This is a genomic window from Rhodobacteraceae bacterium M382 (assembly GCA_025141015.1).
Taxonomy (GTDB): Bacteria; Pseudomonadota; Alphaproteobacteria; order Rhodobacterales; family Rhodobacteraceae; genus Aliisedimentitalea; species Aliisedimentitalea scapharcae.
The window spans coordinates 1,794,782-1,821,181 of sequence record CP081098.1; the positions used below are offsets into that span (position 1 = coordinate 1,794,782).

Annotated in this window: 30 protein-coding genes; 15 read left to right on the forward strand and 15 right to left on the reverse strand. The window is 58.8% G+C overall.

What is annotated here, in order from left to right:
* The first annotated feature begins 161 nt into the window (after positions 1–161).
* Complete coding sequence (locus tag K3727_08255) at positions 162–449, forward strand: DUF167 domain-containing protein (GenBank protein UWQ92759.1); 288 nt, start codon at positions 162–164, stop codon at positions 447–449.
* Here the strand turns inward: K3727_08255 and K3727_08260 are convergent.
* Positions 425–664 (reverse strand): hypothetical protein, encoded by a 240-nt coding sequence (locus K3727_08260; GenBank protein ID UWQ93314.1) that lies wholly within the window; start codon positions 662–664, stop codon positions 425–427. The two genes, K3727_08255 and K3727_08260, sit on opposite strands and share 25 nt — an antisense overlap.
* Before the next feature lie 125 nt (positions 665–789).
* Here K3727_08260 and K3727_08265 point away from each other — a divergent pair, with 125 nt between their 5' ends.
* From K3727_08265 to K3727_08285, 5 genes are read left to right on the forward strand one after another with little or no spacing between them, the layout of a single operon-like run.
* Positions 790–1,506, forward strand: a complete 717-nt coding sequence (locus tag K3727_08265; GenBank protein ID UWQ92760.1) for a M48 family metallopeptidase — start codon at positions 790–792, stop codon at positions 1,504–1,506.
* A gap of 4 nt (positions 1,507–1,510) precedes the next feature.
* Positions 1,511–1,894 (forward strand): YigZ family protein, encoded by a 384-nt coding sequence (locus tag K3727_08270; protein UWQ92761.1) that lies wholly within the window; start codon positions 1,511–1,513, stop codon positions 1,892–1,894.
* 22 nt (positions 1,895–1,916) lie between these two features.
* Entirely contained in the window at positions 1,917–2,234 is a 318-nt protein-coding gene (locus tag K3727_08275; GenBank protein ID UWQ92762.1) for a hypothetical protein, read from the forward strand.
* A gap of 22 nt (positions 2,235–2,256) precedes the next feature.
* Complete coding sequence (locus K3727_08280; protein UWQ92763.1) at positions 2,257–2,532, forward strand: hypothetical protein; 276 nt, start codon at positions 2,257–2,259, stop codon at positions 2,530–2,532.
* A 19-nt stretch (positions 2,533–2,551) separates the two neighbouring features.
* On the forward strand, positions 2,552–2,812 hold the full coding sequence (locus K3727_08285) for a hypothetical protein (GenBank protein ID UWQ93315.1): 261 nt from the start codon (positions 2,552–2,554) through the stop codon (positions 2,810–2,812).
* Positions 2,813–2,980: 168 nt separating this feature from the next.
* On the opposite strand, the gene K3727_08290 is transcribed toward K3727_08285, so the two are convergent.
* Positions 2,981–3,223, reverse strand: coding sequence for a CDGSH iron-sulfur domain-containing protein (locus K3727_08290; protein ID UWQ92764.1), 243 nt, complete (start codon positions 3,221–3,223; stop codon positions 2,981–2,983).
* Positions 3,224–3,374: 151 nt separating this feature from the next.
* Between K3727_08290 and K3727_08295 the strand changes: the two genes are divergently transcribed.
* A complete protein-coding gene (locus tag K3727_08295; protein UWQ92765.1) occupies positions 3,375–3,731 on the forward strand; it encodes a diacylglycerol kinase in 357 nt (118 codons plus the stop codon).
* A 99-nt stretch (positions 3,732–3,830) separates the two neighbouring features.
* Here K3727_08295 and K3727_08300 read toward each other — a convergent pair whose 3' ends face one another.
* Positions 3,831–4,733 carry a hypothetical protein gene (locus tag K3727_08300; protein UWQ92766.1) on the reverse strand — a complete coding sequence of 301 codons (903 nt, stop codon included), beginning with the start codon at positions 4,731–4,733 and terminating at the stop codon, positions 3,831–3,833.
* A complete protein-coding gene (gene rimO, locus K3727_08305) occupies positions 4,715–6,118 on the reverse strand; it encodes a 30S ribosomal protein S12 methylthiotransferase RimO (protein UWQ92767.1) in 1,404 nt (467 codons plus the stop codon). The genes K3727_08300 and rimO overlap by 19 nt, the downstream gene beginning before the upstream one ends.
* A 116-nt stretch (positions 6,119–6,234) precedes the next feature.
* Between rimO and K3727_08310 the strand changes: the two genes are divergently transcribed.
* Positions 6,235–8,199 (forward strand): AsmA family protein, encoded by a 1,965-nt coding sequence (locus K3727_08310; GenBank protein ID UWQ92768.1) that lies wholly within the window; start codon positions 6,235–6,237, stop codon positions 8,197–8,199.
* 160 nt (positions 8,200–8,359) lie between these two features.
* Here K3727_08310 and K3727_08315 read toward each other — a convergent pair whose 3' ends face one another.
* The 4 genes from K3727_08315 to K3727_08330 are packed head-to-tail and all read right to left on the reverse strand — an operon-like array spanning position 8,360 to position 13,122.
* Entirely contained in the window at positions 8,360–9,856 is a 1,497-nt protein-coding gene (locus K3727_08315) for a phosphomannomutase/phosphoglucomutase (protein UWQ92769.1), read from the reverse strand.
* A gap of 22 nt (positions 9,857–9,878) precedes the next feature.
* Positions 9,879–10,712, reverse strand: coding sequence for a 3-deoxy-8-phosphooctulonate synthase (gene kdsA, locus K3727_08320; GenBank protein UWQ92770.1), 834 nt, complete (start codon positions 10,710–10,712; stop codon positions 9,879–9,881).
* 3 nt (positions 10,713–10,715) lie between these two features.
* On the reverse strand, positions 10,716–12,485 hold the full coding sequence (locus tag K3727_08325; GenBank protein UWQ92771.1) for a capsule biosynthesis protein: 1,770 nt from the start codon (positions 12,483–12,485) through the stop codon (positions 10,716–10,718).
* Complete coding sequence (locus K3727_08330; protein UWQ92772.1) at positions 12,463–13,122, reverse strand: ATP-binding cassette domain-containing protein; 660 nt, start codon at positions 13,120–13,122, stop codon at positions 12,463–12,465. Before K3727_08330 ends, K3727_08325 begins: the two co-directional genes overlap by 23 nt.
* Before the next feature lie 280 nt (positions 13,123–13,402).
* On the opposite strand from K3727_08330, the gene K3727_08335 reads away from it, so the two are divergent.
* The 3 genes from K3727_08335 to K3727_08345 all read left to right on the forward strand — a co-directional run bounded on the left by K3727_08335 (position 13,403) and on the right by K3727_08345 (position 15,348).
* Positions 13,403–13,996, forward strand: a complete 594-nt coding sequence (locus K3727_08335; GenBank protein UWQ93316.1) for a uracil-DNA glycosylase family protein — start codon at positions 13,403–13,405, stop codon at positions 13,994–13,996.
* Positions 13,997–14,005: 9 nt separating this feature from the next.
* Positions 14,006–14,809: an SseB family protein gene (locus tag K3727_08340; protein ID UWQ92773.1), complete on the forward strand. Its 804-nt coding sequence runs from the start codon at positions 14,006–14,008 to the stop codon at positions 14,807–14,809.
* A gap of 125 nt (positions 14,810–14,934) precedes the next feature.
* Positions 14,935–15,348 (forward strand): nuclear transport factor 2 family protein, encoded by a 414-nt coding sequence (locus K3727_08345; GenBank protein ID UWQ92774.1) that lies wholly within the window; start codon positions 14,935–14,937, stop codon positions 15,346–15,348.
* 97 nt (positions 15,349–15,445) lie between these two features.
* Here the strand turns inward: K3727_08345 and yghU are convergent, their stop codons facing one another.
* On the reverse strand, positions 15,446–16,330 hold the full coding sequence (gene yghU, locus K3727_08350) for a glutathione-dependent disulfide-bond oxidoreductase (GenBank protein ID UWQ93317.1): 885 nt from the start codon (positions 16,328–16,330) through the stop codon (positions 15,446–15,448).
* Positions 16,331–16,599: 269 nt separating this feature from the next.
* Between yghU and K3727_08355 the strand changes: the two genes are divergently transcribed.
* Positions 16,600–17,118, forward strand: coding sequence for a YHS domain-containing protein (locus tag K3727_08355; GenBank protein ID UWQ92775.1), 519 nt, complete (start codon positions 16,600–16,602; stop codon positions 17,116–17,118).
* Positions 17,119–17,279: 161 nt separating this feature from the next.
* Here the strand turns inward: K3727_08355 and K3727_08360 are convergent, their stop codons facing one another.
* Positions 17,280–17,873, reverse strand: coding sequence for a GcrA cell cycle regulator (locus tag K3727_08360; protein ID UWQ92776.1), 594 nt, complete (start codon positions 17,871–17,873; stop codon positions 17,280–17,282).
* Positions 17,874–18,037: 164 nt separating this feature from the next.
* Between K3727_08360 and K3727_08365 the strand changes: the two genes are divergently transcribed.
* Positions 18,038–18,850, forward strand: coding sequence for an ABC transporter permease (locus K3727_08365; GenBank protein UWQ92777.1), 813 nt, complete (start codon positions 18,038–18,040; stop codon positions 18,848–18,850).
* A gap of 2 nt (positions 18,851–18,852) precedes the next feature.
* Here K3727_08365 and K3727_08370 read toward each other — a convergent pair whose 3' ends face one another.
* From K3727_08370 to K3727_08380, 3 genes are all read right to left on the reverse strand, one after another.
* A complete protein-coding gene (locus K3727_08370) occupies positions 18,853–20,097 on the reverse strand; it encodes an MFS transporter (protein UWQ92778.1) in 1,245 nt (414 codons plus the stop codon).
* A gap of 110 nt (positions 20,098–20,207) precedes the next feature.
* The gene (locus K3727_08375) at positions 20,208–21,086 is read right to left on the reverse strand and encodes a DMT family transporter (GenBank protein UWQ92779.1); all 879 of its coding nucleotides are present in this window, start codon (positions 21,084–21,086) and stop codon (positions 20,208–20,210) included.
* A 150-nt stretch (positions 21,087–21,236) separates the two neighbouring features.
* Positions 21,237–22,478, reverse strand: coding sequence for an MFS transporter (locus K3727_08380; protein UWQ93318.1), 1,242 nt, complete (start codon positions 22,476–22,478; stop codon positions 21,237–21,239).
* 335 nt (positions 22,479–22,813) lie between these two features.
* On the opposite strand from K3727_08380, the gene K3727_08385 reads away from it, so the two are divergent.
* Positions 22,814–23,989: an aspartate aminotransferase family protein gene (locus tag K3727_08385; GenBank protein ID UWQ92780.1), complete on the forward strand. Its 1,176-nt coding sequence runs from the start codon at positions 22,814–22,816 to the stop codon at positions 23,987–23,989.
* 76 nt (positions 23,990–24,065) lie between these two features.
* Positions 24,066–24,992, forward strand: a complete 927-nt coding sequence (gene argF / locus K3727_08390) for an ornithine carbamoyltransferase (GenBank protein ID UWQ92781.1) — start codon at positions 24,066–24,068, stop codon at positions 24,990–24,992.
* A 144-nt stretch (positions 24,993–25,136) separates the two neighbouring features.
* Here the strand turns inward: argF and K3727_08395 are convergent, their stop codons facing one another.
* Both K3727_08395 and K3727_08400 read right to left on the reverse strand, forming a co-directional pair.
* Complete coding sequence (locus tag K3727_08395; GenBank protein UWQ92782.1) at positions 25,137–25,553, reverse strand: VOC family protein; 417 nt, start codon at positions 25,551–25,553, stop codon at positions 25,137–25,139.
* Between the two features lie 334 nt (positions 25,554–25,887).
* Positions 25,888–26,352, reverse strand: coding sequence for an NUDIX hydrolase (locus K3727_08400; protein ID UWQ92783.1), 465 nt, complete (start codon positions 26,350–26,352; stop codon positions 25,888–25,890).
* Between the last annotated feature and the right edge of the window lie 48 nt (positions 26,353–26,400).

A 26,400-nucleotide genomic window follows, 5' to 3' on the forward strand; every position in this document is an offset into this window, starting at 1 on the left:
TGGTGGGATTTCAAGGGGGTCGTCAGCGATCGGGCATAATGAGGGCGCTTTTGCTGGATGGCCTGACAGGACCGGGCGCATGTGGGACCAGTGGTACCTGACCAGGCCGGGTGGGATCAACCCGGCTGGTGCATTGGCCAGAAGTGGCGCACAATCACCATATGGGTAAGCCAAAGAAGAAAGACCTGCCGGATCTGTCGGAACTGGCCTGCAAGGGCACTGAAATTCACCTGCGCGTGACGCCGCGGGCGGCGCGCAATGCCATCGTGCGTGACGGGTCGGTTTTGCGGGTCTCAGTCACTGTTGTGCCTGAGAACGGCAAGGCCAATGAGGCAGTGCAGTCGCTGCTGGCCACCGCCATGGGCGTGGCCCGATCTGATCTCGAGCTGAAACGCGGGCAGACCGCGCGGGACAAGCTGTTTGTCTACGTCGGGGCCTCACGCAGCTGATACACGCCCTCGGGCAGGTCCAGCGCCATGGCAAGATCCCGCAATTGTTCTGGTGACAAGGTGACGGTCACCACCTTGTCGGTGCGTGGGTCATACTGCTCCAGCGTCACACATTCCGCAAAAGAGTTGATGACAACATCCTCCAGCAGGGGGGTAGCCCCTTCATCCACCAGAGTGATCACGGTCGAGTCAAATTCGTGTTCGATGGTAAACATGGCTCCAGCTTGCGATGTCATCGGCGGTTTCACAAGCCCTGTTGCGGCCAAATCAGGCTGGGGGTGAACTCGGGCCTGTGTGTGTGATAAGTCTAACCGAATCCAACTGATTTTTGGGGTTAGCGATGCGCAAAGTTCTGATGATGCTGATGGTTATGGCCGGATGTGACGTTGCTGTGGAACCTGGCCCGGCACCGCAACCTTTGCCTGCGCGGGCCCAGAGCAGCGGCCCGACCTTGTCCACATCGGCCGCGATTTCGGCCTTTTCAGCGGCGTCGCGCCAGGTGGAACCCGTGGCCGAAAGCCTGTGTGCACAACGCACCAGCGGCATGAATTGTGATTTTCAGATCCGGCTGGACCGAGACCCAAAGCTGCCGCCAAATGCCTATCAGAGCCTGGACAAACAGGGGCGCCCGACCATCACCTTTACCCATGCGATGATGTCCAGCTTTCGCAACACGGACGAGATCGCATTTGTGATGTCCCACGAAGCCGCGCACCACATTCGTGGTCATTTGCAGCGCGGTGCACGGGACGCAACCGTCGGCGCATTGGTTCTGGCCGGTGTTGCGGCTGCGGCTGGGGCCAGCACGTCAACAATTCTGGATGCACAGCAGTTGGGGGCGGTGGTTGGCTCGCGCAGCTATTCCAAGAATTACGAACTGGAAGCTGACGAGTTGGGAACAATCATCACCGCCCGCTCCGGCTATAGCCCGCGCAAGGGTGTTGAATATTTCTATCGCCTTCCGGATCCGGGTGATCGGTTTCTGGGGTCACACCCGCCCAATAGCGATCGGATCACGGTTGTTCAGCGCACCATCCAGGCCAACGGGTTGAATTGATCCGATGGGTAAACCGGCTTCTCTCACCCGATTGGGAGTCATCCTGACAGACCGGGGATCCCGCTATGCCGTGACCGGGGCCAGGGTGACAAGCCGTGCAGAAATTGATGCGGTTCTGGCCGAACTGAAATCGGACCGCGCCTATGCCAAGGCCACGCATAATACCTGGGCTGCAGTCCTGCCCAATGGTGCGCTCAAGGCGGATGACGGTGAAAGTGGCGCGTCGATGGTGATCCTGCGGATGCTCGAACGTGAAGACATGAAGGATCACATTATCATCGTAACACGATGGTATGGTGGTAAAAAATTAGGAGGAGATCGGTTCAGGCGCGTGCAGGATTGTGTGCGGGCCTATCTGGATCAAAGAGAGCCGACCACCCACGGTTGACCTGTGTCAAAGCTGCTGGGCCATGCCTTTGTTAGAGTTGTCGTCAACGACAGTTTATCAAAGGAACACCCTTGTGCCCGATCGCGCAGATCTGAAACACCACGCTGGTTTGTTGGACAGAATGGCAGAAGCTCAGGGACTCGACCTGCAGGACGCTGTGATTTCCGGCCAGATTCCCTTTGACGAAATTGCCGATTCCGTTCTTCGATGCGCGCAATGTTCAAATCCCGGACACTGTGAATCCTGGTTGGCGACACACCAGGATGGCCCGGTTGGAACCCCACAATATTGCCGCAACAAGGAATTGTTTGAACTGGGCCGATACGGCCGAGGCCATTAAGCGGGGCAAGGGAGGCGGCTAGATGCATAAACTCGGGGATCCGATGACCCATTTGCGGCTGATGTGTCGGATGGGCCAACATGTGGGTGTTGATCTGGCACAGGCTCATGCAGATGGCAGGTTAAGCCAGGCCGATTGGGCCGAAATGGTTCACGCGTGTCGTGGGTGTGCCTGGGGCAGCGATTGCGGTGACTGGCTGGACCGGGCCCGAAATCCTGGCGAAGCCCCCGATGTCTGTCCAAACCAATCCCGCTTTGTTCAGCTGCAATCCAAACTTGAAAGTCCGAGCAATGTTTGAACCACGTCCTCTACATATGCTGATGCGCTCCCAGTTGGGGCCAATTGACCGCCACTTTTGGCTGAACCGTTCCGTGGCTCGCACCATGGGAGTGAATTTTTCCGAAGCCATTGCTCAGGGGCGCTTGGATGCGCCGGGCTATGCAGCGCTGTTGACGAAATGCCGGGCTGCAGATTGTTGTGAACAATGTGAAATCTGGTTGGCCCAGCAATCGGGGCCGGTGGATGAGGCTCCTGAACATTGTGCCAATCGTGAGGCGTTGAACGCCTTGCGGGACTGACACGACCGCGGCGGCTCCCGCCCGTCGTCGACCTTTCTGGCGAAAGATCTCCTCCCGTTGGGCGTGGCACCGCGCCAAAGGCGCGGTGCCACGCCCAAGTCTGCCAGAGGCTCCGGCGGAGCCGGGGACGCGCAGGCGCGGGAGTGCCTCGTTACCTATATCCAGATGTCAGAGTTTGGAGTGGGATCCGTCGCACAGCGGGCTTTTGCCGGAATGTTTGCACCCGCAGAAAAACATCTTTTTGTCTGCCTCGGCAGTGAATTTGACGGGGGCGAAGTCTGAGCCTTTGTGCGATCCATCGCAAAACGGCTGTTTCGAGGATTTGCCGCAGGCGCACCAGAAATAGGATTTTCCTTCGGTCACTTCGACCGGATAGGGGGCTTTTTGGCAGATGATGGGGGCGTCGGACATGGCTGGCTCTCCTCATGAGTGGTTGGTTGTGGCAACCGTGGCGCGTCGCCCGGCCATCGTCAAGCGGCCCCGACCGTTGCGTTGTCAGCATGGCCCGTGATGTGATCCACCAGGAGACCCCAGACCCCTGTTCAACGATCCCGGAGGTATCATGCTGTATTTTCTCAAACGTCTGCGCTCCCGCGTGATCTGGAGCTTGGCCGGATGCATGGACGCCTGGCGCAATGAACATTCTTTTCGCAGCTGGGTCTGGGCCAATCTGGTGTCGGGCGGGTTGGCATTCGTGCTGCCATTAGAGAGCGGGGAGCGTGCCCTGATCCTGGCGCTGGGGATACTGGTGCTGGCCGCCGAGCTGTTCAACACCGCGATTGAGCGGGCGGTGGATTACATTTCCGAGGAACATCACCCGCTTGCAGGCCGCGCCAAGGACGCCGGGTCGGGAGCGGTCATGCTTACCGCGATTGCCGCAGGGGTGGCTTGGGTGGTGGTGTTGGTGGGGTTGGTGTGAATCTCAAGTCCGGCTTTGCCGGACAGCGCCCGACCCTCCCCACGGGAGGGCGCTTTGCGCCCACCCTGGGTCAGGCGCTGGTTATTGAGACGTTCGGGATTAGTAAATTCCCAATCTAATGAGTGCCGGAAGTTCGAACATTTCTTTTCCATCTTTTTCTGCAGCAAGATCATTCTTGGCACTCTTTACAAATTCAACGTGAAATTCTTCAAAGTCATAGATGATTGAGGGGGCATCGACCTGACGGTCAAGTCTTGAGGTGGAAAAGTCTTGAGCAAGGCGCGCAACACTAACACGGTCTGAAATTCGATCTTCAAAACCGCGAGCATATTCGAGACAGTGACATGTCAAAGAATGAAGTAAGAGCCAATCTTGAGCTCTTTGGAGGCTGTGGTTGTCCGTAACCCGCCCTTGGCGGTCCTTGCGAATGCTCGGGAAGTCCTTTTCGTATGATCGAGAAAAATAGACTTGGTAATGATAAGGAATGCGGGAAAGAATCTCCGCGGATTGCTTATCCGAGTATTCGATGCATTCTTTGAGCGTTTGAAACTCAATGTTATCTATAAACGGTTTAATTTCTGCGTTCTGATATCTCTGGAAGTGAGTGTCGAGATCGGTGCTTGTTCTGAGATTGTTTTCTGAATTGATGAGTACTGTGAAGACATTGTGCTCGCAGCGACGCCCAATCTCAGCAAGTACTGCGGGAAGCATAGCCAAGCTTGCACGTTTTTTGGCTTCGGTCGCCGAATCTGCAAGGCGGTTTTGGTTCTCGATGTTGAAAAATACGCCCACAAGAGCGACACCTGACGCAAAGAGTGTAATCAGCGCCGAAACGCCATAAACCCAAAATTTGGAATATTCGCCGCCAATTTTGGATTCGATCAACAAAAAGTAGCCAATCCCGACAAAAACGCCGAGCAGGATCCAGAAGCTAGCGTTTTGTAGTAACCAAAACCTGACTCTGATTTGGGTTACAATTTCATCTACTTTTGGCGACCCCACAAATCATACTCCCCGGCCTCGTCAACTTCAACGGTCACAATATCTCCAACGCTCAACCCTTCAACCCCCTCATCAATAAACAGGTTTCCGTCGATCTCGGGCGCGTCGGCTTTGGTGCGGCAGGTGGCTACCCCATCTTCGTCGATGTCATCCACAATCACATCCATGGTCTGACCGACTTTGGCTTCCAGCTTGGCTTCGGAGATGGCCTGGGCCTTTTCCATGAACCGGTCCCAACGCTCTTGTTTGACCTCGGCCGGGACATGGTCGGGCAGGGCATTTGAGCGGGCACCATCGACGTTTTCGTATTGAAAACAGCCAACGCGATCCAATTGGGCCTCGTCCATCCAATCCAACAGGTGCTGGAATTCAGATTCGGTTTCGCCCGGATAGCCGACAATAAACGTCGAACGCAGGGTGATATCGGGGCAGGTGGCGCGCCAGGCGGCGATTTCGTCCAGCGTTTTGGCCGAGGCCGCAGGGCGGGCCATGCGTTTCAGAACATCCGGGTGCGAATGCTGGAACGGGATGTCCAGATAGGGCAGCACCGCATTGTCCGGGTCCGCCATCAGCGGGATCAGCTCGCGCACATGGGGATAGGGATAGACATAGTGCAGCCGCACCCAAAGGTCGCTGGCTGGGCCCAATTTACCCAGCTCGCGCGCCAGATCGGTGATGTGGGAACGGACCTCTCCGTCTTTCCACGGGTTCAGATCGTATCTGCGATCCAGCCCATAGGCAGAGGTGTCCTGGGAAATCACCAACAGTTCACGCACGCCTGCTTCGACCAGCTTTTCGGCCTCGCGCAGCACCGCATGGGCGGGGCGCGATGCCAACAGGCCACGCATGTCGGGGATGATGCAGAACTTGCACTTGTGGTTGCAACCCTCTGAAATCTTTAGATAGGAGAAGTGGCGCGGTGTCAGGCTGACACCAGTTGCGGGCAGCAGATCGACAAACGGGTCCGGATCGGGCGGCACGGCGGCGTGCACCGCGTCCAGCACCTGTTCGTATTGATGCGGGCCGGTGACGGCCAGAATGCGCGGGTGGTGTTCACGGATGTAATCCGGTTCGGCCCCCAGACATCCCGTCACAATAACCTTGCCGTTTTCCTTGAGCGCCTCGCCAATGGCATCGAGGCTTTCGGCCTTGGCGCTGTCGAGAAACCCGCAGGTGTTCACGATCACCGCATCGGCACCGGCATAGTCGGGCGAGATCCCATATCCTTCGGCGCGCAGCCGGGTCAGGATGCGTTCGCTATCCACCAATGCTTTGGGACAGCCCAGGGAGACCATGCCCAGAGTCGGCTGATCCGGGCGCGGGGCGTCGCGCAGTTGCAGGCTGGGGGCGATATCGGGGCGCAGGTTGGGCGGGTTCGTGGTCATGACCGCCCCTATAGTATGGCAGGACACGCCTGCAAAGGGCCATGTGCCATTGCGCACGCTGGACCATGCGGTAATCTGATGCACAACAGGCAGGATTACAGGCAGGGAGACAGCCCATGCGTTTGCTGGTTCGGATCGTTTTCGCCCTTGTGGCGGCCATCGCCGTGGTGATCGGCGCCCTTTTGGTGCTCCCCGGAGAGAAGATTGCGGCCATTGCTGCTGATCAGGTCGAAACCCAGACGGGACGAAAGCTGGAGTTTGACGGCAAGGTTGCGATTTCACTGTGGCCGGTTCTGGGGGTCAGGACCGGGCCGGTGCGTTTTGCCAATGCCGATTGGGCAGGGGTAGAGGCCCCGCGCATGCTGACGGCCCAGCGGGTGAATATCGGAGTCTCGGCACCAGACCTGCTGAGCGGAAATATCCGGATCAAGACGATCGATGTGGTGGAACCGGTCCTGCATTTGTCGACGCGTGCGGACGGGCAAGGCAATTGGGTGTTTGACACCCAGGCTGTGGCCGGGGACGTGACGGGGGAAACAGCGGCCGAGGGGCAGCCCTCGGAATTGCCACTGGCGGTCGAGAACATCACGTTGCGAAGCGCCAGCCTGACCTATGCCGCTTTTGGCGCAGCCCCGATTGTACAGACAGATGTGGATCTTGATCTGCTGTGGCCGGATCCCCAGGGGACGGCCGATGTGAAGCTGACATTGCGCCCGGCCGGGGCTCCGGTGCAGATCGAGGCCGAAGTCGGAACTTTTGCAGGCTTTCTGAGCGGTGATGTCGCGTCCGTTGGGGCGACGGTGCGGACTGAGGGGGGGCGGGCGAGGTTTGACGGACGGGCGAGCATAGCCGGGAATGCAGCCGGCCGTCTGACCGTCGAAGCCCAGAAGCTGGCCCAAGCGATGCAGGCCCTGGGACTGGGCGACCCCGAATTTCCCCAAGGAGCCGGGCAAAGGTTTGTGCTGGGGACTGACATGACCTTTACCACCGACGGGCGGCTGTCCTTGCGCGACATGGTGGCCAAGCTGGATGAAAATGAACTGACGGGGGCGGCCGACATCCTGACCAGCGGTGTGCCGAATGTGACCGCACAACTCAAGGCGCAGCATCTGGATCTGTCCGCCTGGGCGGCCCCGGATGCGGGCGCGGCCATTGGGACGGATGGGCCCCCGACCCAGACGACGGGCTGGCCCACGGACAAATTGGATGCCAGTGCGCTGGAACTGATGAATGGGACCATTGATTTGACGGTGGGTTCGCTGGATTTGGGAACCACGCAATTGGGGGCATCCAAGCTGACATTGGGCATGGATCGCGCGCGCGCGGTTCTGACGATGGCACCGATGGCGATCTTTGGGGGAACGGTGACGGGGCAACTGATCGTCAACAATCGCAATGGGCTGTCTGTTGGCGGCAAATTGAACGCCGCAGATATTGCGCTGAATCAGGCCCTGACCCAGTTGGCCGACGTGAACAGCATCAATGGGCAGGCGCTGGCACAGCTGGAGTTTCTAGGGGTGGGCGAGTCTGTCGACGCCATCATGAAATCGCTCTCTGGCAAAGGATGGTTCGAAGTTGGCAAAGGGTTTTTCACCGGGTTCGATCTCGAAGAGCTGATGCGGAGCGGCCAGGGCAATGGTGGTTCGACCGTGTTTGACACGCTAACGGCCAGTTTTTCGATCCAAGGGGGCAATCTGAGCAATCAGGATCTTTTGTTGCGTCTCAAGGGATATCGCGCCGAAGGAACTGGGCGGATCGGGTTGGGCGATCAGGATCTGGATTACCTGTTCACGCCCATTGCGGTGAATGCCAACGCGGGCAAGGGGCTTCGCATCCCGGTCCGGATCAAGGGGTCCTGGTGGGACCCCTCCATTCGGCCTGATTTGAGCGAAGCGCTGGAGGCCGATATCGAGGCCAAGAAGGATGAGTTGGAGGCGAAAGCCAAGGCCAAGGCAATCGAGAAACTGGAAGCGGAACTGGAAACGACGATTACCGAGGATCAGGACCTGGAAGAGCTGCTCAAGGATCAGTTGGAAGACAAGGCCAAGAAGAGCCTGTTGAAGTTGTTGGGAGCAGATTGATCCACCTGTCCCCAAAGCAGGTTTCCAACGCCTTGAAAACCGCCGGGAGGTGGCTGTGGCACAGCGGGGATCTTAGGGGCAAAAAAGCCGGGCATAGTATTGCCCGGCTCGATAATCGTCACAGATCATTGCAGCGCGTCTGTGAGGACGCGCGCTATTTTCAGATCGTTTGATCGTAATCGCCAACCAGGGGTTCGGTCCGGATCACGGCATCAATGTCGTTGAAAATGGCCCGCATTTCCGCATCACTGTCCGAGCTTTCGCAGACGACCACCAGGTTGGGCGTGTTCGAGCTGGCCCGAACCAAGCCCCAGGACCCATTGTCCAGGATCACCCGGGCACCATTCACGGTCACGACGTCCTTGATTGCACGTCCGGCGACGTGTTCGCCGGCCTCATGTTTGGCCACCAGCTTTTGCACCAGCCGTTCCAACACCTGATACTTTTCGGTATCGGCGCAATAGGGGGACATGGTGGGAGTCGACCAGGTTTTGGGAAGCGCCTTGCGCAGGTCAGACATGGACATGTCGGGATTGCGATCCATCAGCTTGCAGATTTCGACCGCGACCCGCATGCCACAGTCATATCCCCGCCCGATCGGCTCGGCCAGAAAGTAGTGTCCAGATTTTTCAAACCCGGCAAGCGCACCGATCTGTTTGACCCGGCGCTTCATGTGGCTGTGGCCGGTTTTCCAGTAATCCGCCGTCACACCGTTTTTCTGCAGCTCGGGGTCCGAAGCAAACAACCCGGTGGATTTCACATCGGCCACAAAGGTCGCATTCGGGTACAGCTTGGACAGATCGCGGGCCATGATCACGCCGACCTTGTCGGCAAAAATCTCTTCGCCTTCGTCATCGACCACACCACAGCGATCCCCGTCGCCATCAAAACCCAACGCCATATCAGCACCGGATGCTTTGACGCTGGCGGACATGTCGTGCAGCATCTCCATCGCTTCGGGGTTGGGGTTGTAATGCGGGAAGGTGTAGTCCAGTTCGCAATGGCTGGGGACCACTTCGACGCCCATGCGCGCGAAGAGTTCGGGCGCAAAGGCCGCGGCTGTGCCATTACCTGTGGCGCAGACCACTTTGAGCGGGCGGGACATTTTGAAATCGCCAACCAGGTCGTCCAGATAGGCCTCTTTGACGCCATCGACAAATTCATAGGACCCACCCGGGCGGGTTTCGCCTTCGCCGTTCAGAACGATATCGCGCAACTCGTTCATTTCGTCGGGGCCGTGGGTCAGTGGGCGTTCAAAACCCATTTTGACCCCGGTCCAACCATTGGGATTGTGGCTGGCCGTAACCATCGCCACCGCAGGCACATCCAGGTGGAACTGGGCGAAATAGGCCATGGGCGACAGGGCCGGGCCAATGTCCTTGACCTGAATACCGGCCTGCATCAAGCCAATGATCAACGCTTGTTTGATGCTCAGCGAATAGTCGCGATAGTCGTTGCCCACTGCGATCACCGGTGCGATCCCGCGCCGCTGCATCTGGGTGCCCAGACCCAACCCCAGGGCAGTCATGCCCGGCAGGTTGATTTCATCGGGGTATTTCCAGCGCGCATCATATTCGCGAAACCCTGTGGGGGTGATCATCGGGTCGCGCAGAAAGCTCCAGGTGTTCGGCGTCACCGGCGAAGTAGGTTTGGTCATGTGAAATCTCGTGGCTTGAGGGTCAAATCTGAACTGGGTTGGCCTTGGCCAGCCGATCGAATGCCATCAGCGTATCGATCAGTTTGGGCATTTGATCAAGGTAGATCATATTGGGGCCGTCACAGGGGGCGTTGTCTGGATCCTGGTGGGTTTCCATGAACACGCCAGCGACGCCGACAGACACGGCGGCGCGCGCCATGACGGGGGCGAATTCGCGCTGCCCGCCCGAAGAGCCGCCAAGCCCGCCGGGTTGGGCTACTGCGTGGGTGGCGTCCATGATGACGGGATGACCGGCGCGCGCCATTTCGGGCAGCGACTGCATGTCGACCACCAGGCGGTTATACCCAAAGCTGACGCCGCGTTCGGTCAGCATCACGTTGCCGTTGCCGGTGCTTTCGATCTTGGCCGCGACGTTGGCCATGTCCCAGGGTGCCAGGAACTGTCCCTTTTTCACGTTGACTGCAATGCCGGTTTCCCCGGCAGCCCTGAGCAGGGCGGTCTGACGACACAGAAAGGCCGGGATCTGCAGGATGTCACAGACCTGGGCGACCGGGGCGCATTGTTCCTTTTCGTGCACATCGGTGATGACGGGCACGCCGATGGTGTCCTTGACCGATTGCAGCACGGCAAGGCCGTTTTCCAACCCCAATGCGGGCGCTGCATTGACCGAGGTCCGGTTGGCCTTGTCAAAAGAGCCCTTGAACACGAACTGCGCACCCGCGGCGTCGCAGGCTTCCTTGAGCGTGCCTGCGATCATCTGGGCATGATCGGCGGATTCCAGCTGGCAGGGGCCGGCAATGATGGTCAGAGGGCGATCATTGCCGATCGTCAGGTCGGCGACTTGGATATGTTTCATGGCTTATTGAGTAACCTGTTCGCGAAGGATGGACGCGGTAAGCGAGAGCATCAGGTAAATACCCGAAAAGATCAGGAAAGCCAAAAGGGTATTCTCGAACTTGCGCGGATAGGACGGATCCTGGCTTGCGACCGGTGTCACCGAGGTGGTGAGATAGCGCACCTGCTTGTTGGCTTCCAACCTGGTGGTCTCGACCTGTTGCAGGGCCGATTGCAACATCATGTCACGGGTTGCCAGGTCGGCCTGGGCCATTTGTATCCCAATGGTCAACTGAGCCAGCGAGTTCTCTCCCTTGGACGCATCCAGCATCTGGGCGTTCAATTGGGCGCGGACCGATCGAAGGCGGGCAATATCTGCTTTGGCCCCGGCCACTTTGGCCCGGTTCGGGCGGGCATTGTCCTGAAGGGCGGCCAGTTGCAGCTCCTTTTCTTGGAGCTGAACTTCGACAGAATCGATGCGACCGCGCAAACTGGCGATGACGCTTTCGGGGTCCAGGACGGATCCGCGCTGTTGAAGGTTGACCAAAGCATGTTGCGCCTCGCGTCGGGCCTGGGCCGCTTCCTCAAAGGCGCTGCGGGCTTCGCGCATCTGGTCTTCGCGTTTTTCCTCGCTCAATGCGTTTACCCGCTCTTCGGCATAAGAGATCAGATTGCGTGAAAACGTGGCTGCAACTTCGGGATCTGCAGCGGTCACTTCCATGCGAATGACACCTTCGGTCGGGTCATAGCCAATCCTGACACGTTTGGAATACGTCCCATAGGTTTCTTCATTCGTTGGATTCGGGTTCAACCGTTGGATTGGATCGATCCAATCCTGTGTGAAATGGTCCCGGAAACCGGCCTCTCGGTCCAGGCGCAGCATGGCGTCCTTGGATTCCAGATAGGCCTGCGTCGCGATCGAGTCCTGACTGGTGGCAAATTGGGTGCCTGACAACAATCCACCAAACCCGGATGAGCCCCCGGATTCATTCTTGATGATCAGGAACTGGGATTTGGTCGAATACATCGGCGTGGCGACAAAATAGAAATAATACCCGACGATGATGGTCGGAATCCCGACAAAGAACAGCAGCCGTGTCAGCAGCAGCGCCAGTTTGCGCCGCCGACGTCGCGCAATATCGCGTTGGATTTCGGTGATTTCCAGTGCGCGCCGCTCGGCGGGGCTCACATCGGTCGATGGCAATGTCTGCTTGGCGGGTTGGATCGTCTGTGGAAGCTGAACTTTTGATTCGTCTGTCTTTTCGACAGCTTTTTTCTTGGCCGCATCCTGTGGCACGACCAGTTCCAGCATGTTGGAGCGCTGAAACGGATCAATTCCCTTTTTGCGCAACAGCCGGACCGCATCAAAATCCGAGGTGGCAGGCAGGTTGTGTTTCTGGGCAACGCGGCGCGCCATGCGCAGCTGGCGCCCGGTCAGACCTTCGCGGCGAATGGCGTCAATATCCGCATCGGCGCTGGTTTCCCGGGCCGAACTGACCTGTCCGCTGCGGGCAGTCGGCGTGGGGCGACGCGGTGGTTGCGCCTGTGGTGGGGGCGATGCGTCCGACGGGGGCGTCTGGGCAGTTGATTGTTTGTTCTCGGGCGCGGTGGTGCCCGACGCGGCCGGGGGGACACGTTCTGCCCCCGACACTTTGGCCGCAGTGGCCGCCTGGCGCGCAGAGGAGAGCGCAGAGGCGCGCGGCTCGGACGCAGCAACAGCCTGCGCGGGCGCAGTTTCGCCTGTTGGGGTGTTCCGGCGGATCCGGAACTTTTTAGCCTTGGGTTTCGTAGTCATACAGCTGTTTCGCTTCTTCCAAGGTGTCGAACATATACAACTGGCCGTTCAGCAGGACGGCCGCCGATTGTGCGAATTTTTCCAGAACTCCAGGGCTGTGGGATACGATGACCATCGTCGTTGTGGCCAGCCGTTCCTGCAGGATTGCCCCTGCTTTCTTATTGAACTCAACGTCGGTGCTGGCTGGCATGCCTTCGTCGACCAGGTAGATATCGAACTCCAGTGCCAGCATCAGCGAAAAGGTAAAACGACCTTTCATACCTGACGAATAGGTGCCCATGGGCTGGTCGAAATATTCCCCGAGCCCACACAACCAACGGCAATAGGCTTCGACATAGTCCGCATCGAGCCCGTAAAGCTTGGCAATATAGCGGGCGTTTTCCTTGGCCGACAGTTTGCCGACAACGCCGCCGGAGAACCCCATGGGGAACGATATGTTGCACCGGCGAAAGATCTCACCTTCGTCGGGTTTTTCCAGTCCGGCCATCATGTTGATCAATGTGGTCTTGCCGGTGCCATTTGGGGCGAGAACACCCAACGACCGACCCAGTTCGACATTGAACGACACATTGTCCAGGATCACTTTGCGTTGTGATCCCGTCCAAAAGGATTTGCTAACATTTCTAAACTCAAGCATCGCTTGTTCCGGTACTGCCCGCTTTGACCACCTTAGAGAGGTTCTTGTTCACGGATCGATATTGCCCTCATACTCTCTCATTATCAGGAGAGAGTTAACAGGTTACGTCTGGAATTTGGCCACATTATGTCGAATTGTGAAACAAATTACCAACGCTGTTGGCGTAATTGTGAGGGTCAGGGGCATTGATTCCAAGTACTTTCCCAAGAAACACTGTCTCAGGGCGTCAGCGCCGGTCGCAATACGACTGTTTCCGACGGGGAAACGAATTGGGAAAATGATGGAAACCATTGACGAATTGACCGGTCTGATCCGGGGCTGTCGGTTGTGTTCGGATCGTTTTGCGGCAACAACAACCCGCCATCAGCCACGACCTGTTGTCTGGTTTTCCGACAGCGCCCGCATCCTGATTGCGGGGCAGGCCCCTGGTGCCCGTGTCCATGACAGCGGCCGCCCCTTTACCGACCCGTCAGGGGATCGGTTGCGAGCGTGGCTGGGGCTGAGCGCGACGGAATTTTATGACAGATCCCGGCTGGCCATTGTGCCGATGGGGTTCTGCTTTCCCGGCTATAACGCCAAAAAGGCTGATTTGCCGCCGCCTCCGATCTGCGCCCACACCTGGCATACGCGGGTGATGGCACAGCTGCCCAACGTCGAGCTCAAGGTGCTGATCGGGGCCCATGCGCAGCGGTGGCACCTGAACCACAAGGGACCGGTTACTGCATTGGTGCAGGGGTGGCGGGATCATGCGCCGCAGGTGTTCCCCTTGCCTCATCCGTCCTGGCGCAATACCGCATGGCTGAAGAAAAACCCGTGGTTCGAGAGCGAGCTGTTGCCGGTCTTGCGCGCACGGGTGCGGCAACTGATGGAATAAGAGGGCCAGATGGACCAGATCAGCGGATTGGACAGGGCACATGCCGAGATGGAGACCGCCATGGCGCAGGCCGGGGATGCGGACAGCGCGCGGCTGCGGTTCTATGAACGCCTGGCTGATACGCAGCTGTGCGTGTTGCTGACACAAGAGGCACAGGGTGACCAGATGACACCCGAAGTTTTTGACCTCGCGGATGGGCGGTTCATCCTGGTGTTCGACAGCGAAGAGCGGTTGGCGGACTTTGCGGGGCGGGTGGTGCCCTATGCGGCGCTGTCAGGGCGCATGATCGTACAGATGCTGACCGGACAGGGCGTCGGGTTGGGGGTGAACCTGGATGTTGCCCCATCCCAGACGCTGATACCGGCCGAGGCCATCGACTGGCTGAGCCAGACCCTGGGTCACGCCCCGGACGAAGTCGAAGCAGGGCTGACCGAATTTACCCCTCCAAAAGGGCTGCCTGATGATTTGCTCAAGGCGCTGGACGCAAAGCTGTCTGGTGCGGTCGGGCTGGCAACTTCGGCCTATCTGGTTGGGGTGCGCTATGACAATGGCGGGGCCGGGTATTTGTTGGGGTTTGTCGATGCCAAAGATAACGCCCATGACGCGCTGGCCAAGGCCGCGGGCGAAGCGTTGACGTTTTCCGGTATCGAGGCGGGTGTCATGGATGTGGGGTTCTTTGCCTCTGGTGATCCGGTTGCCGACAAATTGGCGGCCGTGGGAATGCGATATGACTTGCCCGAACCGCAGCAGCCAAAGGTTTATGCCCCACAAAAACCGGGTGGAGATCCGGATAATCCGCCAAAGTTGAAATAGCAGAAACCTATGTTCGCCTGGGCAGCACAAACGCGGGTGCCCAATTCTTTGGTAAAAACTGGCATTCTGGGGTATCATTCCAGTGTCGGCAAGTTGTCGATTTCCCAAACATGGAGGGACCGAAGATGTCAATGAAGCAGAACGCGCGTGACTTCTTTGAGGCATGTGAAACAGGCAAGGGCTGGGATGTTTGCAAGCAATGGTGCACGGACGGGGCTACGTTTTCGGCCCAGGCCGATGCGCTTGGTGACGTGAACACGCTGGCTGGATATGCGGATTGGATGCAGGGATTGCTGGTGCCGTTGCCGGACGGACGGTACGAACTGAAATCCTTTGCCGTTGACGAAGACCGCGGAAACGTAACTGCGGCGGCTGTCTTCCACGGAACCCATACAGTGGACGCTGGGAACGGAGCCCCCACGGGGAAGTCCGCGGCAGCCGATTACGTGTATGTCATGGATTTTGATGGCGACAAGATCAGCCATATGACCAAGATCTGGAATGATGGCCACACTCTCAAGCAGCTAGGCTGGGCCTAATCAGATATGCCCGGACGTTTGACGTCCGGGCAAACTGTTGGGGCGTGATGCCCTTGGATTGGTGCAAGCACTGTCATGCGCCCGCAAACAGCCAGGGTCAGCTTTCAGATTCAGCGGGTTCCAGTTTATCCTGGGTCCGGGTTTCGAAATCCGACGCTGCATGGCGTTCGCGCAACTGGGTGTGCAATTCGCCAAAGCCCCGGTTCACCATACGACCACGGCTGACGGCGGGGCGGGCATCAATGGCTTTGGCCCAACGCATGACGTTGGTATAGCTCTCGACGTCCAGGAATTCGGCCGCGCTGTACAGGCGGCCCAGCACCAGCTGACCGTACCAGGGCCAGATCGCCATGTCGGCAACCGTGTAGTCATCACCTGCAATATAGGTCTTGTTGGCCAGCTCACGATCCAACACATCCAGTTGCCGTTTTGCCTCCATGGCGAAACGATCAATCGGGTACTGCCATTTTTCCGGCGCATAGGCATAGAAATGTCCAAACCCGCCGCCCAGATACGGTGCGCTGCCCATTTGCCAGAACAACCAGTTCAGGGTTTCGGTGCGTGCGGGGCCAGACGCGGGCAGAAATTCCCCGAATTTCTCGGCCAAATGCATCAGGATCGACGCGCTTTCGAAAACCCGTACCGGTTCCGGGCCCGAACGGTCCCACAGGGCCGGGATCTTTGAATTGGGATTGGCCTCGACAAAGCCGGACCCGAATTGCTCCCCTTCGCCGATGTTGATCAACCAAGCGTCATATTCTGCGCCGGTGTGGCCCAGTTCCAGCAGTTCTTCGAACATGATGGTGACCTTGACCCCATTGGGCGTGGCCAGCGAATGCAACTGGAATGGATGTTCGCCCACGGGCAGGTCCTTGTCGTGGGTCGCGCCTGCGATGGGGCGGTTGATGCTGGCGAACTGGCCGCCGCTTTCGGTATCCCACGTCCAGACTTTGGGCGGGGTATAGGTCGGTGTGTCGCTCATCTGTTCGCCTTCTTTTTTCGTGTTCATTGCCGGTCCCGGCCATACTGAGCCTCTGGGGCTGTCAGAGACTTAAGGTGCTTTGAGGAAATTCCAATGACTGGAAGGTCTGCGTTGTAACAATTTTAACAATTCCCTCACGCATTCTCCACTCTGGTCACAGGGCTGTTAGGCCCCCTACGCAATCCGAAATAATTGCATATTGTCAATCCAACCCGGCAATGACGCCGCGTGTGTGACTGGTAAATGCCCGATTAATAAGGAAGATCAAGATGAAGCGTATGATCATGGCTATTGCAGCCGCAGGTTTCTTTGCAGTGCCTGCGTTTGCCGGTGAACAATTCGTCGACGCGACCGGCTATGCGGTGTCCGGCTACGACGTGGTGGCCTATCGCAGCCTGGCCGAAGTGCCTGTTGGGCAGGCCGCGACACCGGCGGTGCCGGGCCGTGCCGATATCACGGTGGACTACAATGGGGCCACATTTGCGTTCTCAAGCGAAGAAAACCGCGCCAAATTCCTGGAAAAGCCCGAGTTTTACGTGCCCCAATATGACGGACATTGTGCCTATGGCGTGTCCAAAGGCGGCAAGGTTCCGGGCAACCCGAACCTGTGGCGGATCGTTGATGACAAACTGTATCTGAACATCACCAAGAATGTGGTCGGGTTCTGGGAAGAGGACATTCCCGGCAATATCAATCTGGCCGAAGGCAACTGGCCGGGAATCGATCCCAAACCGGCCTCTGAGAATCCGATCCCGAATTTCACATCGCCAGCACCAGATCAGGGCTGAACCAGCCACCTAGCGGAACACATGCCCGGCGCACCTCCCAAGGGCATGTCATTGTGCGTTAACGAGTGAAGCAAGTAAAATACCCCGGAGCCGACGGCTCCGGGGTATTGTTCTGTGCGGCATCGGTCTGTGACGACCTGCCAAAGCAGAGAGCCGACGTGTTACCGTTTGCGGTCGCGTCGGGCGCTCATCGGTTGGAACGCCACGCCCACATGGGCTTCGCAATAGGGTTTGCCCTGCTGGACCGGCAGGCCACAGAACCAGAAATCTTCGGTCGCAGGGTCGCCAACGGGCCATTTGCAGGTCCGCTCGGTCAATTCCATCAAGGTCAACCTTTTGGCCTTTTTCTCGATTTCATTGACCTTTGCCAATGCTTCGGGGCTGATTTCATTGGCTGACGGCTGAGGAGGCAGCGGTTGGCCCGCAGGAATGATCTGCTTGCGCGCAGGCGTTGTCGGGCGGGAGTCGCCCGAAGGTGCTGCTTCGACCGGAGTCACCGGGCGGGCGGGTTCGGTCTTTGGCTGCGGCTTTGGTTTGGCCTCGACCTTGGGCGCGGCGGGGGCTGGCTTTTCCTTTGGCTCGGCGGCCTTGGCGGCGCTGGCGCTGGTGGTGCGGTTGGACAGGCCCAGCCTGTGCACCTTACCGATCACCGCATTGCGGGTGACACCGCCCAGTTCCTTGGCAATCTGGCTGGCCGACTGGCCTTCGCCCCACATTTTCTTGAGCAGTTCGACGCGCTCGTCTGTCCAGGACATATTATGCCTTCCCACGCTAAAAGCGGCCCCCTGTTCTCAAAGTGGCCGCTTCGAAAATTCCACGATCAGCGACCTATTCTAAACACTGCTGGCCGAGTTACAAGGCACCTTGCGCCCCGGAGTGGGGACGCTATGCAGACAAGACACAAAAAAGCGAGGGTTGCATGTCGGAGCGCGGGTATCATGTCGAACTGGGAGAGCGCCGTTTTGGCCGGGTGAACTGGTTGGGGTTGCGCACGCTTGCCGGGCGCGAGATCTCGCGGTTTGTTGTGGTCTGGACGCAAACCTTGCTTGCGCCCTTGGTGACAGCGGGTCTGTTCCTGCTGATTTTCAACACGGCCATCGGACCGCGTCGCGGTGAGGTGATGGGGGTTCCGTTTCTTGAGTTCCTGGCGCCGGGGATCCTGATGATGGCGGTGATTCAGAACGCCTTTGCCAATACGTCTTCGTCGATTGTCATTTCCAAGGTGCAGGGCAATATCGTTGATACGCTGATGCCGCCCCTGTCCGGGGGCGAGCTGTTGTTGGGGTATCTTGCGGGGGCCGTTGTGCGCGGTGTCGTTGTGGCGCTGGGCATCGGAGCGGGGTTGGCGTTGGTTCTGGGGCAGGTGCCGCAGCACCCGTTGATCGCATTGGTCTTTGTTGTCCTGGGGGCCGGGTTCCTGGGAGGATTGGGCATCATTGCCGGGGTGTTTGCCGAAAAATTCGATCAGATGGCGGCGATCACCAATTTCATCGTCACGCCGTTGGCATTTCTGTCGGGCACGTTTTATTCCGTCGATGCCCTGCCGCCTGTGCTGCGGGTGATCTCGCATCTGAATCCGGTATTCTACCTGATCGACGGTGCGCGCTTTGGCATGATTGGCACATCCGACAGCGACCCGGTGACGGGGTTGGTAATTTGTCTGGCAGCGACGGGCGCAATTTGTGTCCTGGCCTGGTCGATGCTGCACCGGGGATACAGGCTCAAGGCCTGATCTCACTGGGCAGGAATGGACTCTGGTTTGGAAACGGCGACAGGGTGCATCCGATTGCGCCCCAATCGCGGATGCAGGCGGCGCGCCAGAACCGCAGCTCCAAATGCGGCAAACCCTCCGGCGGCAAAAATCCCGGCCAATGGCGTCGCCAACAGAACCAGCCAGGCTGCACCCGGGGTCAAGATGCCCGACACATCACGGTAGGACGAATAAATCGCTGACATTTCGGTCCGTTCGGATGGTTTGACGGCCATCAGGAACGGCAGACCGGCACAGATGTCCAGCTCGATCATGCAAAACGAGCCCAGAACCAATAGGGCAACGGCCACCACTGGCATGTTCGACAGAACCGCCGCCAGCGAGAAACACAGCGCAACCGCGCCAAACCCGGCCTGCACCGCCTGGCGGATTGACCGGCGGGAAATCCATCGCTGCAACAGGGGCGCGCCAAACAGGGCGGCGTTGGTGATTGACAGAAGAATGCCGCCCAGTTGGTCGCCCAGTCCATTTTCAATGGCAAAGATTGGCAGATAGACAACATAGACCCACCACCCGCAGGACCGGACCAGGGCAAAGACATAGCCCGTGACCAGGCGCGGCTGCTCCAGAAACCGGGGCAGAAACACCAACGGATTCGAGGCCGGGCCGCGCGCGCGGGTGATCAGTTTGCCATTGCCCAGCCGCATGAACCAGAACACGGCCAGCATCACCAATGCCGCGGTGCCCGAGATCACAAAGGGCGCGGGTGCCCAGTATTGATACGACAGAACTCCGGCCATGGGCCCCACCGTCCATCCGACAGCGCTGTAGAACATCCGCGAGGTTTCGCATTTGCCCAACTCGACCCGAGAGATGTAATCCAGCACATAGGCGTTGAAGCAGATGAACACCATAACGGTCCCGACCGTATTCAGGGCAAGCGCAATCACGGTGGACCGAGCGCTGCCTTCGATGGCAAAACCCGCCGAGGTTACGAACAGCAAAACCCCGATGGTATAGGCCCAGCGGCGCGGGATCAGGCGGATGATGCCGGGCATGAGCAAGCCGATGATCAGAGATCCCAGACCCACCAGAAAATACGCCTGTGACACCAGCCCCGCGTCGCCCAGGGCCCGGTACATGACCAGCGGGAACACGGAAATCAGAATGCCCCTGACAATCGCTTCGATCCCGGACAATATGCCGAAATTGCGAACTGTCGGGGTGGGGGCGTGGCGCAGCCATTCGGGTATACGGCGCTCTTGCATGGCGGAAATCCTTGCGAGGTCAATAGGATCACCCTGCCTGTCAAGATGAGACAGAAATGGATGTTTCCGACCTGTGCGTCGTCTTCAGACCGTTGCGCAATTTTTTCGTTTCAGCTCAGCCGGGCCTCGCGCCAGGCCAGGATTGCCGCGCCGGTCAGGATGATTCCGGCCCCCAGAACGGAAATGCCATCGGGCAATGTGCCAAAACCCAGGAAATCATACGCAGCGGCAAAGATCAGAGTCGTATAGCTGAACGGCGCAACAAAACTGGCATCCGCCCGCGCCATACCGTTGATAAACGCGGTCTGGGCGCAGGCCATTAACAGCCCAATGGCCGCCAATGCGCCCCATTGTTCCAAAGTCGGCGCTTGCCAGACCGGAATGACCGCCACGCTGGCGATCACCAGTCCCAACAGATTGTTGACCAGCAGCACCTGAAACAGCGGCTCGCGCCCGGCGAGCTTCTTGATGAAAATCAGCTCCATTCCCATGACCATGGCCGCGCCAAAAGCCAGCAGCGCAGCAGGTTGAAACGATGCCGGGGTCGGTCGCAACAGGATCAGCGCCCCCAACAACGCAATCGCAGCCGCCCCCCAGCGCCAGGGGCCGATGCGTTCGCCCAGCAATGGGATGGCCAGCACCATGGCAAACACCGGATTGAGAAAGGAAATGGCTGTGGCATCCGCCATCGGGATATAGGCGACCGAGGCAAACATCAGCGTGACTCCCAACCAGCCAAAGCTGGTCCGCCCGATGTGCAGCCCCCAGTTCGGGTGGCGCAACCGCGGCCGAATCACCGCGGCAACCGCGCCCAATCCCATCAGAGCGAATAGAAAACGCCCATGGCTGATCTGCAGCGGATTGAGCGCCGGTCCCAGCGTGTCTGTTCCCAATGCCTTGGCAAACAGTGTGGTTGCCGCGATGAACGCGGTCGCGACAGTGATCAATGCCGCGGCCAGGGCCGGATTCTGGGTCTTTGGAACAAACATGGCCCAGCGGTGATCGAGAAACGCCCAAAAGGCAAGTTGCGAATGTGCTTTTGTGTCAGCTGGCGTAGGACAGCTTTGGCATCTGGAACAGGGCCGGCTGTGGGCCGATTGCCCGGGTTCTGGGGGCGAACATTGGATGCATGGGGCAGATCACAGTCTGAGCGCGCGGATGGAATACAGCCAGATGGCCCCCATACCCATAGCCGCGAGAAGATAGGGCAGGCGCAGCGCCACGTCGCGCCCCAGATCAGGAGCGGCAGCGGCTACGATCCATCCCCCCAGTAATGCGCCAAACGGCATCATGCCCCAGCCAAAGAAACGATACAGGCTGTTGACGCGCCCCAGCAGGTCGTCAGGGATCAGCCTTTGTCGGTACGATACTGTAACGACGTTCCACAACAACGCCGCGAACATTTCGGTGAACAATGCGAGCGCCACAATCCAGGGCGAAGAGGCCAGCCCGATCACGACAAAGGACAGGGCGAACACCGGCAGAGCAATCATCAATGATTGTCTTTGACCCCAGCGTGCGGCGATGCGGGGGCAGATCAGACCTCCGGCGACACCGCCAGCGGCCCCGGCTGTCAGCAACAGGCCATGTTGGGCCGCGTTCAACCCCAGGATTTCCTGACTGAACAGGATCAACACCGTCACGGTCATCAGCGATAGCGCATTCATCAGCCCCAACAGGATCGCCAGCTGCAACACCGTGCGATGACCTCGCAGCCATGCGATGCCTTCGCGGGCCTCCTCCCACACTGAACGGCGTGCCGGTGTGATGCGGGGGGCGATGGCCATGCACCAGACCAGCGCGGCCGCCCCTGCAAACGTGATGGCATCCAGCACAAAGGGGGCTGGCACTGCAAATGCGATCAACACACCCGCCAAAGGGGGGCCGACAAAGGAGCCCATAACCTGTTCGATGCTCCAGATCTGGCCATTTGCCTGCTCCAACCGGTCTTTTGGCACCACGGCGGGCAGAACTGTCTGGGCAGCGTTGTCGCGCACGACCTCGGCGGACCCCAGCAAAAACGCCAAGGCCGAGATCGCAAGGATATACAGATGCGCCTGCGCGGGCGGAAAGTCGGGGGCCAGGAGGATGATTCCGATGACACCGCAGGTCAGAACCATACGCAGCACATCCGCCTGGACCATCAGGCGGCGCCTATCGGCGCGGTCGGTCCAGACACCGGCCGGGATCGAGAACAACAACCAGGGCAGGCGGGTGGCAAAGGCCACCAGCGAGATCAGCACCGGATCCCGCGTGATCAATGTCGCGAGCCAGGGGAACGCCAGGGCCGACACCCCATCGCCCAGATTGGAAATGGCAGAGGCCGAGAACAGCAGGCGATAATTTCGCAGAGACCAGATATATGTCATCGGCCCACTCATCCGCAGAACGACGGCAGTGTCAAACACCGGTTCGATGTCGGGTTCGCCATGCGCTGTCTGCCATCACCGCAACTGTGCCAGCTGTCGAATTGTGGCGCAGGGGTGCGCAAAAGGGGTTCACAGGTCGTGATTCCTTCGTTATGGACCCGTTTCATGATCAAACTGATGCATATCACCGCGTTGCGACGCCGACGTTGATGTCCCACCAGGCCGTTTTCCAGCCTGTTTGATCCCCTGCGCCTGTCAAATTGGCGCATTCCCACCTCTCCATCGTTGACCCGGACCTTCATGTGTTGCAGTCACAGTAGTTCCATTTGCCAAAAAGGATGATCCTGATGATCCCGTCCGTTCTGCCGACCTATAATCGTGCCGCGCTTCAATTCGTGAAGGGCGAAGGCGCCTGGCTGACCGAGGCAGATGGCCGACGTTTTCTGGACCTGGGATCGGGGATTGCCGTGAACGCGCTGGGCCATGCGCATCCGGCATTGGTCGAGGCGCTGAGCAATCAGGCAAATGCCCTGTGGCATGTGTCCAACCTGTATCAGATCCCCCAGCAGCAGGCACTGGCCGACAAGCTGGTTGAACATACCTTTGCCGATACGGTGTTTTTCACCAATTCGGGCACCGAAGCCTGCGAGCTGGCGGTCAAGATGGCGCGCAAGCATTTCTATGACAAGGGGCAACCCGAAAAGGTAGAGATCATCACCTTTGACGGCTCGTTCCATGGCCGTTCCTCGGCCGGGATCGCCGCCGCTGGGTCCGAAAAGATGACCAAAGGGTTCGGCCCCATTTTGGGTGGGTTTGTTCACCTGACATTTGGCGATCTTGATGGCGTGAGCAATGCGATCTCTGACGCCACCGCCGCGATCCTGATCGAACCGATCCAGGGCGAAGGTGGCATTCGCCCCGTTCCAGATGCCGAACTCAAGGCGCTGCGCCAGATCTGCGACGCCCACGGTCTGCTTTTGATCCTGGACGAAGTCCAATGCGGCGTTGGTCGAACAGGCAAGCTGTTTGCTCATGAATGGGCCGGGATCACCCCGGACATCATGATGGTGGCCAAGGGCATCGGCGGAGGCTTTCCGCTGGGGGCTGTTCTGGCCACCGAAGACGCGGCCAGCGGCATGACCGCAGGAACGCATGGATCGACCTATGGCGGCAACCCGTTGGGCTGCGCCGTGGGCTGTGCGGTCATGGATCATGTGTCCGACCCCGAATTTCTGGCCGAGGTGAACCGCAAATCCGGATTGCTGCGGCAAAAGCTGGAAGGGCTGATTGCCGATCACCCCGATGTGTTCGAAGAGGTGCGTGGATCAGGTCTGATGCTGGGGCTGAAATGCAAGGCATTGAACATGGATGTGGTCAATGCGGGCTATGAAAACATGGTTATCACCGTGCCTGCCGCTGATAACGTCATCCGTCTTTTGCCCCCGCTGACGCTGACGGATGAAGACATCGGCGCAGCTTTCACCCGTCTGGATCAGGCGGCCACCCAGGTGGAAAACGCCTGATCGTCCTTTGCGACCATTACTCCGAAGGATCGGGTCTGAGACGCCCGCCCCCTCGGTCAGAAGAAGAAGCACCGATATGAACCATTTTCTAGATATTCACAAAACCGACGCGGACGAACTGCACGCGATTGTTGATCAGGCGACCGCCATGAAACAGGCGCGCCTGGGTCGCCCAAAAGTGGCCCCCGATGACGAACTGCCGCTGGACGGGCGCATGGTCGCTCTGATCTTTGAAAAACCGTCGACCCGGACGCGCGTGTCCTTTGATGTGGGGGTGCGCCAGATGGGGGGGCAGTCGATGGTGCTGAGCGGCAAGGACATGCAGCTGGGCCATGGCGAAACCATCGCCGACACGGCGCGGGTGCTGTCGCGCTATGTCGATATGATCATGATCCGGACCTTTGATGAAACGGTTTTGACCGAAATGGCGGAATATGCCGATGTACCGGTGATCAATGGGCTGACCGACCGCACCCACCCCTGTCAGATCATGGCGGATGTGATGACCTATCAGGAACACCGCGGTTCGATCAAAGGCAAGAAAGTCGTCTGGTTGGGGGATGGCAACAACGTCTGTGCCTCGTTTCTGCACGCGGCTGGCCAGTTTGAATTCGATCTGACCTTTGCTGGTCCGGCGCAATTGGATCCCGAAGCCGACTTTATGGGGTTTGCCCGGTCAAAGGGATCGCAGATCCAGGTTGAACGGGATGCCTACAAGGCCGTTGAGGGGGCCGATCTGATTGTCGCCGATACCTGGGTTTCGATGCATGACAGCCAATCTTCCAAGGAACGTCGCCACAACATGCTGCGCCCCTACCAGGTCAACGAACACCTTATGTCGTTTGCCAAACCGGATGCGCTGTTCATGCATTGCCTGCCGGCACATCGTGAAGAGGAAGTAACCTCGGCCGTTATGGACGGGCCACAGTCGGTGATCTTTGACGAAGCCGAAAACCGTCTGCACGCGCAGAAGGCCGTGATGCGGTGGTGTCTGGGGGTCTGATCGCTGCCAAAACGCAGGGGGCGCACCGGTGCCGCCTCTCCGCGGTGAAACCGTGCTGAAGTTGTGCCGAGCGCAGCATGATTGCCAGTTCAGGTATGCAGATCAGATGCGCCCCAAGGCGCGCCTGGCTCCTGCGAAAAACAGCTATCCGTCTCGACCGGGTTCGTCTGGATTGCTGGAAAACACTGCAATCTTGTTTCCCTGAGGGTCGCGAAGATAGCCGACATAGAACTGCGGCCCATAGGCGTCACGAAAGCCCGGTTGACCCACATCAGACCCACCTGCGGCAAGCGCGGCTGCGTGAAGGGTGCGAACCTGCTCTTGATTGAACGCCTCGAAGGCAATCATGGTGCCATTGCCTGCGGACGCAGGACACCCATCAAAGGGTGATTTGACGTAGAAATCAACTGGGGCACCAGATTGCCCGGGGTGCCTGGGCAGAATATAACTCAGGTCCCCGTGATATTTCTCGAGCTGGTATCCAAGCGCAGGCAGGAACGCAGAATAAAACTGTTCTGCGAGGGCGATGTCGTCAACGCCAACGGTCACGTAGGCAATCATTCTGTTGGGTCCTTCTCGCGGGGGCTGGTATCGGCGCAACGCGCTTGCCACATCTTCACACGGCCATTCTGGATCAGGAGCGGCACAGCGACAGGGCGCGACGACACTGTGGGGCGGGCGGTGTTTGCCGCATACGGGGCCAGAGGCACGGTGACGACCACAGGCTGTTTCACACAGCATGAAAACTGGCCGTGTCGGATGACAGTCTGCGCAGGTGTCGCGGTTGGAACGGACATCGGCCTGTGGGCGTTTTCTACCAGGTTTGTGTGACAGTCGGGATGCGCTAGGATGTCGGGTTCTGGTGGCGTATTTTTTGCGGAATACCCGAACAGACTCACGCGTTGATCTGTAACAGCAGGTCGCGCAGTTGCGGTTCATGCACCAGATTGGCGGCCACTTCTGCGGGCATCCATTGGCGTTCGCGTTGATGGCTTTCGGGATAGTTCGGTGACATGGTATTCACCGCGACCCGGTAGACATAGGTTTGTACCGGTTCGGCCGTACCATTGCCGCGCTTTTTGACATAGTCATAGGTGCCGATCGGGTCGGTCTGCGGATCGGCGGATTTCACACCGGCCTCTTCCCAGGCTTCCTGAAGGGCGCTTTGGGCACCGTCCTTGCCTTTGATCGGCCAACCCTTGGGGATGATCCAGCGACCGGTGCCCCGGCTGGTGATCATCAGAACATCCACGCCACTCTTGGTCTCGCGACAGCACAGCGCAGCAACCTGCACCGCCTTGGGACGTGAGATCATCGGCTTGAGAAGCTCCTCCCAAGCATGTGTCATGAATTTGACCATGGTTTGCGCCTGTGTTCGCCTTGCAACTTATGTCACTTTGATTAACTA

Excerpts from the sequence above, each read along its gene's own strand:
- K3727_08385 (UWQ92780.1), top strand. The coding sequence starts at position 22,814 with ATGATCCCGTCCGTTCTGCCGACCTATAATCGTGCCGCGCTTCAATTC.
- K3727_08375 (UWQ92779.1), bottom strand. The coding sequence starts at position 21,086 with ATGTTTGTTCCAAAGACCCAGAATCCGGCCCTGGCCGCGGCATTGATC.
- K3727_08360 (UWQ92776.1), bottom strand. The coding sequence starts at position 17,873 with ATGTCCTGGACAGACGAGCGCGTCGAACTGCTCAAGAAAATGTGGGGC.
- K3727_08345 (UWQ92774.1), top strand. The coding sequence starts at position 14,935 with ATGTCAATGAAGCAGAACGCGCGTGACTTCTTTGAGGCATGTGAAACA.
- K3727_08290 (UWQ92764.1), bottom strand. The coding sequence starts at position 3,223 with ATGTCCGACGCCCCCATCATCTGCCAAAAAGCCCCCTATCCGGTCGAA.
- K3727_08255 (UWQ92759.1), top strand. The coding sequence starts at position 162 with ATGGGTAAGCCAAAGAAGAAAGACCTGCCGGATCTGTCGGAACTGGCC.
- kdsA (UWQ92770.1), bottom strand. The coding sequence starts at position 10,712 with ATGAAACATATCCAAGTCGCCGACCTGACGATCGGCAATGATCGCCCT.
- K3727_08260 (UWQ93314.1), bottom strand. The coding sequence starts at position 664 with ATGTTTACCATCGAACACGAATTTGACTCGACCGTGATCACTCTGGTG.
- K3727_08355 (UWQ92775.1), top strand. The coding sequence starts at position 16,600 with ATGAAGCGTATGATCATGGCTATTGCAGCCGCAGGTTTCTTTGCAGTG.
- rimO (UWQ92767.1), bottom strand. The coding sequence starts at position 6,118 with ATGACCACGAACCCGCCCAACCTGCGCCCCGATATCGCCCCCAGCCTG.
- K3727_08325 (UWQ92771.1), bottom strand. The coding sequence starts at position 12,485 with ATGACTACGAAACCCAAGGCTAAAAAGTTCCGGATCCGCCGGAACACC.
- K3727_08310 (UWQ92768.1), top strand. The coding sequence starts at position 6,235 with ATGCGTTTGCTGGTTCGGATCGTTTTCGCCCTTGTGGCGGCCATCGCC.
- K3727_08270 (UWQ92761.1), top strand. The coding sequence starts at position 1,511 with ATGGGTAAACCGGCTTCTCTCACCCGATTGGGAGTCATCCTGACAGAC.
- K3727_08380 (UWQ93318.1), bottom strand. The coding sequence starts at position 22,478 with ATGAGTGGGCCGATGACATATATCTGGTCTCTGCGAAATTATCGCCTG.
- K3727_08400 (UWQ92783.1), bottom strand. The coding sequence starts at position 26,352 with ATGGTCAAATTCATGACACATGCTTGGGAGGAGCTTCTCAAGCCGATG.
- K3727_08295 (UWQ92765.1), top strand. The coding sequence starts at position 3,375 with ATGCTGTATTTTCTCAAACGTCTGCGCTCCCGCGTGATCTGGAGCTTG.
- K3727_08275 (UWQ92762.1), top strand. The coding sequence starts at position 1,917 with ATGCCTTTGTTAGAGTTGTCGTCAACGACAGTTTATCAAAGGAACACC.
- K3727_08340 (UWQ92773.1), top strand. The coding sequence starts at position 14,006 with ATGGACCAGATCAGCGGATTGGACAGGGCACATGCCGAGATGGAGACC.
- K3727_08370 (UWQ92778.1), bottom strand. The coding sequence starts at position 20,097 with ATGCAAGAGCGCCGTATACCCGAATGGCTGCGCCACGCCCCCACCCCG.
- K3727_08395 (UWQ92782.1), bottom strand. The coding sequence starts at position 25,553 with ATGATTGCCTACGTGACCGTTGGCGTTGACGACATCGCCCTCGCAGAA.
- K3727_08315 (UWQ92769.1), bottom strand. The coding sequence starts at position 9,856 with ATGACCAAACCTACTTCGCCGGTGACGCCGAACACCTGGAGCTTTCTG.
- K3727_08330 (UWQ92772.1), bottom strand. The coding sequence starts at position 13,122 with ATGCTTGAGTTTAGAAATGTTAGCAAATCCTTTTGGACGGGATCACAA.
- argF (UWQ92781.1), top strand. The coding sequence starts at position 24,066 with ATGAACCATTTTCTAGATATTCACAAAACCGACGCGGACGAACTGCAC.
- K3727_08365 (UWQ92777.1), top strand. The coding sequence starts at position 18,038 with ATGTCGGAGCGCGGGTATCATGTCGAACTGGGAGAGCGCCGTTTTGGC.
- K3727_08280 (UWQ92763.1), top strand. The coding sequence starts at position 2,257 with ATGCATAAACTCGGGGATCCGATGACCCATTTGCGGCTGATGTGTCGG.
- yghU (UWQ93317.1), bottom strand. The coding sequence starts at position 16,330 with ATGAGCGACACACCGACCTATACCCCGCCCAAAGTCTGGACGTGGGAT.
- K3727_08265 (UWQ92760.1), top strand. The coding sequence starts at position 790 with ATGCGCAAAGTTCTGATGATGCTGATGGTTATGGCCGGATGTGACGTT.
- K3727_08335 (UWQ93316.1), top strand. The coding sequence starts at position 13,403 with ATGGAAACCATTGACGAATTGACCGGTCTGATCCGGGGCTGTCGGTTG.